At 71.2% G+C, this 8,240-nt stretch carries 7 protein-coding genes and 1 tRNA gene; 4 read left to right on the top strand and 4 right to left on the bottom strand.

Annotation, left to right across the window (positions count from 1 at the left end; genetic code table 11):
* Positions 1-511: 511 nt before the first annotated feature.
* A complete protein-coding gene (locus K6I34_RS26010) occupies positions 512-1,909 on the bottom strand; it encodes a cystathionine beta-synthase (RefSeq protein WP_229329101.1) in 1,398 nt (465 codons plus the stop codon).
* 225 nt (positions 1,910-2,134) lie between these two features.
* On the opposite strand from K6I34_RS26010, the gene K6I34_RS26015 reads away from it, so the two are divergent.
* From K6I34_RS26015 to K6I34_RS26025, 3 genes are all read left to right on the top strand, one after another.
* Positions 2,135-3,160, top strand: coding sequence for an SGNH/GDSL hydrolase family protein (locus tag K6I34_RS26015; protein WP_229329103.1), 1,026 nt, complete (start codon positions 2,135-2,137; stop codon positions 3,158-3,160).
* Positions 3,161-3,473: 313 nt separating this feature from the next.
* A complete protein-coding gene (locus K6I34_RS26020; RefSeq protein WP_229329105.1) occupies positions 3,474-4,694 on the top strand; it encodes an acetyl-CoA C-acetyltransferase in 1,221 nt (406 codons plus the stop codon).
* 251 nt (positions 4,695-4,945) lie between these two features.
* On the top strand, positions 4,946-5,830 hold the full coding sequence (locus K6I34_RS26025) for a hypothetical protein (RefSeq protein WP_229329107.1): 885 nt from the start codon (positions 4,946-4,948) through the stop codon (positions 5,828-5,830).
* A gap of 32 nt (positions 5,831-5,862) precedes the next feature.
* Here K6I34_RS26025 and K6I34_RS26030 read toward each other — a convergent pair whose 3' ends face one another.
* Positions 5,863-6,201: a hypothetical protein gene (locus tag K6I34_RS26030; RefSeq protein ID WP_183147449.1), complete on the bottom strand. Its 339-nt coding sequence runs from the start codon at positions 6,199-6,201 to the stop codon at positions 5,863-5,865.
* A 98-nt stretch (positions 6,202-6,299) separates the two neighbouring features.
* Between K6I34_RS26030 and K6I34_RS26035 the strand changes: the two genes are divergently transcribed.
* Positions 6,300-6,530 carry a DUF4287 domain-containing protein gene (locus K6I34_RS26035; RefSeq protein WP_229329109.1) on the top strand — a complete coding sequence of 77 codons (231 nt, stop codon included), beginning with the start codon at positions 6,300-6,302 and terminating at the stop codon, positions 6,528-6,530.
* A gap of 157 nt (positions 6,531-6,687) precedes the next feature.
* Here K6I34_RS26035 and K6I34_RS26040 read toward each other — a convergent pair whose 3' ends face one another.
* Together K6I34_RS26040 and K6I34_RS26045 are read right to left on the bottom strand one after the other, a co-directional pair.
* Positions 6,688-7,545 carry a Bax inhibitor-1/YccA family protein gene (locus K6I34_RS26040; RefSeq protein ID WP_229329111.1) on the bottom strand — a complete coding sequence of 286 codons (858 nt, stop codon included), beginning with the start codon at positions 7,543-7,545 and terminating at the stop codon, positions 6,688-6,690.
* Positions 7,546-7,712: 167 nt separating this feature from the next.
* Positions 7,713-7,795, bottom strand: a tRNA-Leu gene (locus K6I34_RS26045).
* Between the last annotated feature and the right edge of the window lie 445 nt (positions 7,796-8,240).

Genomic DNA, 8,240 nt, shown 5'->3' on the forward strand with positions numbered 1-8,240 from the left:
GTCCGGGGGGACCCCCAGCCCCTAGCGGACGCATGCCCACAACCAGCGGCAGGAGACAGGGGCGCGGGGAACTGCGCGACCAGCCATCGACGACCCGCAGCCGCCCACCGGGCCCGGGTGGCAACCCGGTAGGCACACCGGGCCACCGGCCCGCAGCCGCGCACGCAGCGCAAGCCACACCCCAATAGGCGCAACAGAAGCCCAGGAGGCAGGGACCGCCGCACCACGGCCGGAGCCGGGGTCGGGACGACGGCGGTCCCCGCGGGGACGCGGGCCCGGCCCGCGCCGGGGCCGCGTCCGGACGGCCATGGAATCCGGGAGCCGCTCCGGAGGTCCTGCCGCCGCTGGGATGCCGCACGAGGGATCACCATTCCCCGTCCGGCACCCCCACTATGCAGGGCCGTTGTTAAGCAGGTGCTGCGGGCGCGTGACGCATACGTTCCCTTTACGGGTCGTCCGCGCCTTTTGCCGTTCACCTGACACCGACGGCTCCCCCGGCGCGCCCAGGTGCCTACTTCGCGGAGCCGCCCGCGTCCTCGGCGAGGAAGGCGAGCAGGTCCTGACGGCTCACCACACCCTTCGGCTTGCCCTCGACCAGGACGATCGCGGCGTCGGCGGAGCCGAGCGCGGTCATCAGGTCGGAGATCGGCTCACCGGAGCCCACCTGCGGCAGCGGGGCGCACATGTGCTGCTCCAGCGGGTCGGAGAGCGAGGCGCGCTTGGTGAACAGGGCGTCCAGCAGCTCGCGCTCGACGACCGAGCCGACGACCTCGGCGGCCATCACATCGGGGTGCCCCGCGCCCGGCTTGACGATGGGCATCTGCGAGACGCCGTACTCGCGGAGCACCTCGATGGCCTCGCCGACCGTCTCCTCCGGGTGCATGTGCACCAGCGAAGGCAGGCCGCCCTCCTTGCGGTTGAGCACGTCGATGACGCGGGCGGACGGGCCGGCCTCGTCCAGGAAGCCGTAGTTGGCCATCCACTCGTCGTTGAAGATCTTGCTCAGGTAGCCGCGGCCGCTGTCCGGCAGCAGCACGACGACGACGTCGTCCGGGCCGAGCCGCTTGGCGACCTCCAGCGCGGAGACCACGGCCATGCCGCAGGAGCCGCCCACCAGCAGGCCCTCCTCCTTGGCGAGGCGGCGCGTCATCTGGAAGGCGTCCTTGTCGGACACGGGGACGATCTCGTCCGCGACGGTCTCGTCGTAGGAGGTCGGCCAGAAGTCCTCGCCGACGCCCTCGATCAGGTACGGGCGGCCGGAGCCGCCGCTGTAGACCGAGCCCTCCGGGTCCGAACCGATGACCTTGACCCGGCCGCCGCTGGCCTCCTTCAGGTAACGGCCCGTGCCGCTGATCGTGCCACCGGTGCCCACGCCGGTGACGAAGTGGGTGATCTTCCCCTCCGTCTGCTCCCAGATCTCCGGGCCGGTGGACTCGTAGTGGGAACGGGCGTTGTTGGGGTTGGCGTACTGGTTGGGCTTCCAGGCGTTGGGCGTCTCACGGACGAGGCGGTCGGAGACGTTGTAGTAGGAGTCGGGGTGCTCGGGGTCGACGGCGGTCGGGCAGACCACCACCTCGGCACCGTAGGCCCGCAGCACGTTGATCTTGTCCTGGGAGACCTTGTCCGGGCAGACGAAGATGCACTTGTAGCCCTTCTGCTGGGCCACGATCGCCAGCCCCACACCCGTGTTGCCGGACGTCGGCTCGACGATCGTCCCGCCGGGCTTGAGCTCACCGGACTTCTCCGCGGCCTCGATCATCCGCACGGCGATGCGGTCCTTCACGGAGCCGCCCGGGTTGAGGTACTCGACCTTGGCGAGGACGGTGGCCTGAATGCCTTCGGTCACATGGTTGAGCTTTACCAGCGGGGTGTTGCCAATCAGCTCAATCATCGAATCGTGATACTGCACGGTGATCTCCGCGGTCAGGGGCACTAGCAGTTCGCGTGCCCGTACCCCCAGCCTATTGCGCGCCCGCGCGGGGGTGCCCATGAACTGGGCAGTTCTCACAGGGGTGATCGACTTCCGGGGCGCCCCGGCGGAAAACAGGGGTCCGGGGCGCGGCCCCGGTGGGCTACCGGCCGTTTCGGGACGCACCCGGGCAGGGGAAAGAAAGACAGGAGGTGCACCCGGACCGTGTCCATGTCGAGGGCCCGCGCAGCCCGCCGCATCGCGGCCGCCGCAGCCTACGGCGGTGGCGGCATCGGCCTGCTCGGCGTCACCGCTTTCGGCATCCTCCTCGGCGAGGCCCGGCTCGCCAGACGCGTGGTCGGCGGCCTCGGCCAGGCGCCCCCGCACGCCGACGGCCGCTACGGCTCCGCCTTCGTCCACGGCCTCGGGCGGGAGCCGCTCCTGCTCGCCCTCCTCGGCGACTCCACCGCCGCGGGCCAGGGCGTCCACCGCCCCCGGCAGACCCCCGGCGCCCTGCTGGCCTCCGGGCTCGCCGCCGTGGCCGAGCGGCCGGTGGAGCTGCGCAACGTGGCACTGTCCGGCGCCCAGTCCCACGACCTCGACCGGCAGGTCACCCTGCTCGTCGAGGACCAGGACCGGATCCCCGACGTCTGCGTGATCATGATCGGCGCCAATGACGTCACTCACGGGATGCCCGCGGCCCGCTCCGTGCGCCTGCTGTCCGACGCGGTGCGCAGGCTGCGGGAAGCGGGCTGCGAGGTGGTGGTCGGCACCTGCCCCGACCTGGGCACGATCGAGCCGGTGTACCAGCCGCTGCGCTGGCTGGCCCGGCGGCAGAGCCGCCAGCTCGCGGCGGCGCAGACGATAGGCGTCCTGGAGGCGGGCGGGCGCACGGTCTCGCTGGGCGACCTGCTCGGCCCGGAGTTCGCCCAGAACCCCCGCGAGCTGTTCGGTCCCGACAACTTCCACCCCTCGGCCGAGGGGTACGCCACGGCGGCGATGGCCGTGCTGCCGACGCTGTGTGCCGCGCTGGGGCTGTGGCCCGAGGACGAGGAGCGGCCCGACGCGGCACGGCGCGAGGGGATCCTGCCGGTGGCGCGGGCGGCGGCGGCCGCGGCGGAGGAGGGCGGCACGGAGGTCACGGTCGCCCGGGGCCGCTGGGCTCTGCTGAAGCACCGCAAACGGCGGCGTCTGCCGGCGCATACGGAGGCGACGCATCACCTTTCCTGGCAGCGCATGCGGAGTCCCTAGCCGGGGGCTTGACCGGGGTGCGCCTACTGGAGTGCCTCTTGCGCTGCGCGCGCGGCTGCCGGTTGTCTTCGGCTGGTCGCGCAGTTCCCCGCGCCCCTTACGGGGCGCCTCCCACCCAGCCCGTCCGGCGTTTGAGGACGCGGCCGAAGGGCGCTTCCGCCGCAGGCGGCCCCGGCGGCGGAGCCGAAAACGAACGGACGGAGCCACCACCCGGCGGAAAGAGGCCCGCATCACAGGGCGGCAGCCGTGACCATGGCCCTACGCGCGGGTAACTTCCTTCAGAGTCCGCATTCTCCCGCCCCCTGGAGCCGTGATGCCCGAAGCCGTGATCGTCTCTGCCGCCCGTTCCCCGATCGGCCGCGCCTTCAAGGGCTCGCTGAAGGAGATGCGTGCCGACGACCTGACCTCGACGATCATCGGGGCCGCCCTCGCCAAGGTCCCCGGGCTCGACCCGCGCGACATCGACGACCTGATGCTCGGCTGCGGCCTGCCCGGCGGCGAGCAGGGGCACAACCTCGGGCGCATCGTCGCCGTGCAGATGGGCATGGACCACCTGCCCGGCTGCACGATCACCCGCTACTGCTCCTCCTCGCTGCAGACCTCCCGCATGGCCCTGCACGCGATCAAGGCCGGTGAGGGCGACGTCTTCATCTCGGCCGGCGTGGAGACCGTCTCGCGCAGCGTCAACGGCTCCTCCGACGGCATGCCGGGCAGCCACAACCCGTTCTTCGCCGAGGCGGAGGCCCGTACGGCGGCCCGCGCCGAGGGCGGGTCGGACGAGTGGCACGACCCGCGCGAGGACGGCCTCGTGCCCGACGCGTACATCGCGATGGGCCAGACCGCCGAGAACCTGGCCCGTCTGAAGGGCATCACCCGCCAGGAGATGGACGAGTTCGGCGTCCGCTCGCAGAACCTCGCGGAGGCGGCCATCGCCGCCGGTTTCTGGGAGCGCGAGATCACCCCCGTCACCACCCCCGACGGCACGGTCGTCAGCAAGGACGACGGCCCGCGCGCGGGGGTGACGATGGAGGGCGTCGCCGGGCTGAAGCCGTCCTTCCGCCCCGACGGCCTGATCACGCCGGGCAACTGCTGCCCGCTGAACGACGGCGCCGCCGCCCTGGTGATCATGTCCGACACCAAGGCCCGCGAGCTGGGCCTCACCCCGCTCGCCCGGATCGTCTCCACCGGCGTCTCCGCCCTCTCCCCCGAGATCATGGGCTTCGGCCCGGTCGAGGCCAGCAAGCAGGCGCTCCGGCGTGCCGGGCTGACCATCGACGACATCGACCTGATCGAGATCAACGAGGCGTTCGCGGCGCAGGTCATCCCCTCCTACCGCGCGCTGGGCGCCGACCTCGACAAGGTCAACGTCAACGGCGGCGCGATCGCCGTCGGCCACCCCTTCGGCATGACCGGCGCCCGCATCACCGGCACCCTCATCAACTCCCTCCAGTGGCACGACAAGCAGTTCGGCCTGGAGACGATGTGCGTGGGCGGCGGCCAGGGCATGGCGATGGTGATCGAGCGGCTGAGCTGAGCCCCGGGCCGAGCCCCGAGCCGGGCTCGAACGCCGGATCGGCGCCCCATACATGACCGAGACCGAATCGCCTTCAGGATGTGACCAATATCGTGAAGGCGATTCGTTTGCGCAGGTCAGTCACGTCGGGGGAACAAGGTCCGGGACCTAGGACCCGCCCGTTTCGCGACGTTTTGCACTGTGGCCCCACAGCATCGCCCATCAAGCTGAGGTAGGAATCTGGGGGATCCACAGCTAACGGGAGTACGTCAGTGAGCGCCATCAACCTTGCCCTGCTGCTGGCCGCTGCCACGGCCGCGGCCGCGGGCGTCGCCGCCCTGCACAGCACCCACGGCCTCCGCAAGCAGATCGCCGCCCTGCGCGCCGACCTCGCGGACGCGGGCACGGGCGCAGGCTCAGGCGCGGAACGCGACGTCACGGCCCCGGTGCCCGCCGCGCGGACCGCGCCGGGCGTGGAGCTCTCGGAGATACGCGCGGCCGTCGCCGACGCGCTCGCCGAGGAGCGCGAGCGCGAACTGGCGGAGGCGCGGGCCTTCTGGGCGGCGCAGGAGACCCGGGACCTCAGCACGGCGGGCGAGGCCCCGTCCCTGCTGGGCGGGCTGCCGGGGTTCGGTGACGACCTGTTCTCCGACAGCCCGTACGGCGGGCCCTTCCTGCCCCGTCAGGCCGACTTCGCGGGCCTCGAAACAGGTCTTGAGACGGGCCTCGACCACCCGTCGGACGCGGCCGCCGAGTCCGAGGCCGCGGACTCCCCCGAGCTGGCCGCCGCGCGCAGGCGGCACCCCTCGCACCCCGACTTCACGCCCATGGACTTCACACCCGGGCCGCCCGTCGGCGACCACGAGAGCACCGTGGAGCGGCTCACCGAGCTCGCGGACGCGCGTATTCCGCTCACCGACGTCCGGCCGGGCCCGCTGGGCACCCTCGACGTCTACGTCTTCGCCGACGGCACCACCATCTGCATGACGCCGGGCCACCGCGAGACCGCCGAGCGGCTCACGGACGCCCTGCGCGCCGGGCACGCGCCCGTCCTGCTGGGCGGCTCCGGCGTCTCCGGCGCGTACGCCCTCACCTTCGACTGCGGGGCGTCCGAGCGGGTCTACGTCCTCGCGGACCGGGTCATCGCCTCGCTCTAGCCCCCGTCACAGGGCCGCCGACGGTTCCGCTCTCACAGGCCGCAGCGCTGCGCTGCGGCCTCGATCAGCGCGATCGCCTCCGCGGCGCCGATCCCCTCGGGCGTCCGCTTTCCGCCGCCGGCCGCCAGTGCTTCGGCCAAATCGTGGCCGGCGACGGCCACTTGGTCGGCGACCGCGAACATGCCCGCCTCGGGCATCTCGCGCACCTCGGCGGCCTCCGGTTCCTCGATCCGCTGTGTCCATACGGCCAGCTCCCGGGCCACGGCCAGCGCTTCCGCCGCGGCTCCCCTGCTCAGCCGGGACTGCGGCAGGGCCCGCAGCCGGTCGGCGAATCCGTCGACAGCGGCCAGAAGAGACGTCACATCATCCACGGCGTGAGCCTATGCGCTGTGGACGGACTGTTGCCAACGCCTTAACACTCAGGCACGGTGACAGGAAGGACCATCATCCGACGCGTCCGGAGGCGCCGATGTCCTACGTCCTCTCCGACGAAACCCACCGGAACCTGCTCTCCCGCATCCCCCAGTGCACAGGCCGCGAAGTCGCCGACTGGCTGCGCACGGTCGAGGAAGGCCCGTCCCTCGCCCGCTGCGAGGAGACGGTGACCTGGCTGCGCGGAGCGCACGGCCTCGCGTACGGGCACGCGAGGGCGATCGTCCACGAGTACCACCTCCGGCGGGCGGCACGGAAGCTTCAGTAGGGAGCCGCTCCCCCTTCACCACGCTTCACCACGGCGCACAACGGGGCACGCGAAGGGCCCGGCCCCACCCTCCAGTGGGGTGGAACCGGGCCCTTCGTCAAACGCTGTCAAACACCGTCGAACACTGTCGGCGCTGTCACCCGCCGTCAGGGGACGGTCAGTCGTCGCCCTGCAGGATGGAGACCAGGCGCAGCATCTCCATGTAGATCCAGACCAGCGACATCGTCAGGCCGAAGGCCATGATCCAGGAGGACTCGCGGGGCGCGCCGTAGGCGATGCCGTCCTCGATCTCCTTGAAGTTCATCGCCAGGTACGCGGCACCGAGCAGCACGCCGATGACGCCGATGCCGATGCCCAGCGGACCGCTGCGCAGGCCGAGGCCGTCACCGCCGCCGATCGCGGCGAACAGCAGGTTCGCCAGCATCAGCAGCATGAAGCCGATGCCCGCCGCGGTCACCACGCGGTAGAAGCGGTTGTTGACCCGGACGACACCGGTCTTGTAGGCGATCAGGGTGCCCACGGAGACCGCGATCGTGCCCAGCACCGCCTGCACCGGGGCGCCGTCCACGAAGTGGTTGTACAGCTTGCTGATGATGCCGAGGGCCAGGCCCTGGGAGACCGCGTAGCCCAGGATCAGCGCGGGGGACGGCTTCGCCTTGAACTGCTGGACGATGCCCAGGCCCGCGGCGACGATGCCCGCGACGAAGGCGACGCCGATCGGGAGGTTTGTCGCCCAGCCGATCACGGCACCGACGATGACCAGACCGATGGTCATCGCGGACCGCATGACGACGTCGTCCATCGTGACGACACCGGGCTGCGCGGGGGCGCCCTGCGTCAGGCCCGGGCCGCCCGTGGCGTACGGATTGCTCGCGTACGGGTTGGTGGGCTCGGCGTAGGGGCCGGTCGCGTAAGGGTTGCCCTGGGGCGCGGTCCCGGCCTGCGGACCGGTGCCGAAACCGGCGTAGCCGTTGTCACGGAACCCTCGCGAGAAGACCGGGTTGCTGCTCCTCATCTCACTCCTCCATGGCCGCACGGCGCGGCCTTGCGCACCAGGGTAATGGCTAGGCAAAGGAATCTTCTCGTGCAATGGGACGATCTTTTTCCCACGCCTCTGGACGGAGAACGAGAACCAGGGGCAGTCGGTTCCCTACGGAGAGTACGGGCCATGGGGTAGCGGAGTGCCCGGAGCCGGACTTGAACCGGCACGGCCCGAAGGGCCAGCGAGGTTTAAGCTCGCCGTGTCTGCATTCCACCATCCGGGCAGGGCTCTCGGGCGGGCGCACGGGTGGGCGCGCGAGCCTCTCTTACAAGGAGAGCAGGATGAGCCTAGCCGGGGAACGCCCCCCAAACAGCGGAACGTGGACCCGAGGTTGTCTTATTTTATTGGCAACTGAGGGAGCATCAGCGCGTGTGCCACGTCAAAGGCACATGCCACAGGCCGATACCCCCTGCACACCCTGCCTCACAGCCTGTTCCCAACGGTGAGCGGAATTGTCGCAATCTCATCGTCTGCGCGCCCCCGTCACAGACCCCCAGGAAGACCCCGGGACAGCCGCGGCCGGGCCGCCGGACCCGGAAGGCTTGTCATACCAAAGGAGGAGACGACCGCGCGCGGGTACCTCCTGGGTCTGTGCCGGGAACGGTAGCTCCGGCTGATCCCCGGCGCCGTTCCGCACCGGACGATGGTGTACGTCCCCCGCACCCCGT

It is taken from the genome of Streptomyces sp. UNOC14_S4 (assembly GCF_020740835.1).
Taxonomy (GTDB): domain Bacteria; phylum Actinomycetota; class Actinomycetes; order Streptomycetales; family Streptomycetaceae; genus Streptomyces.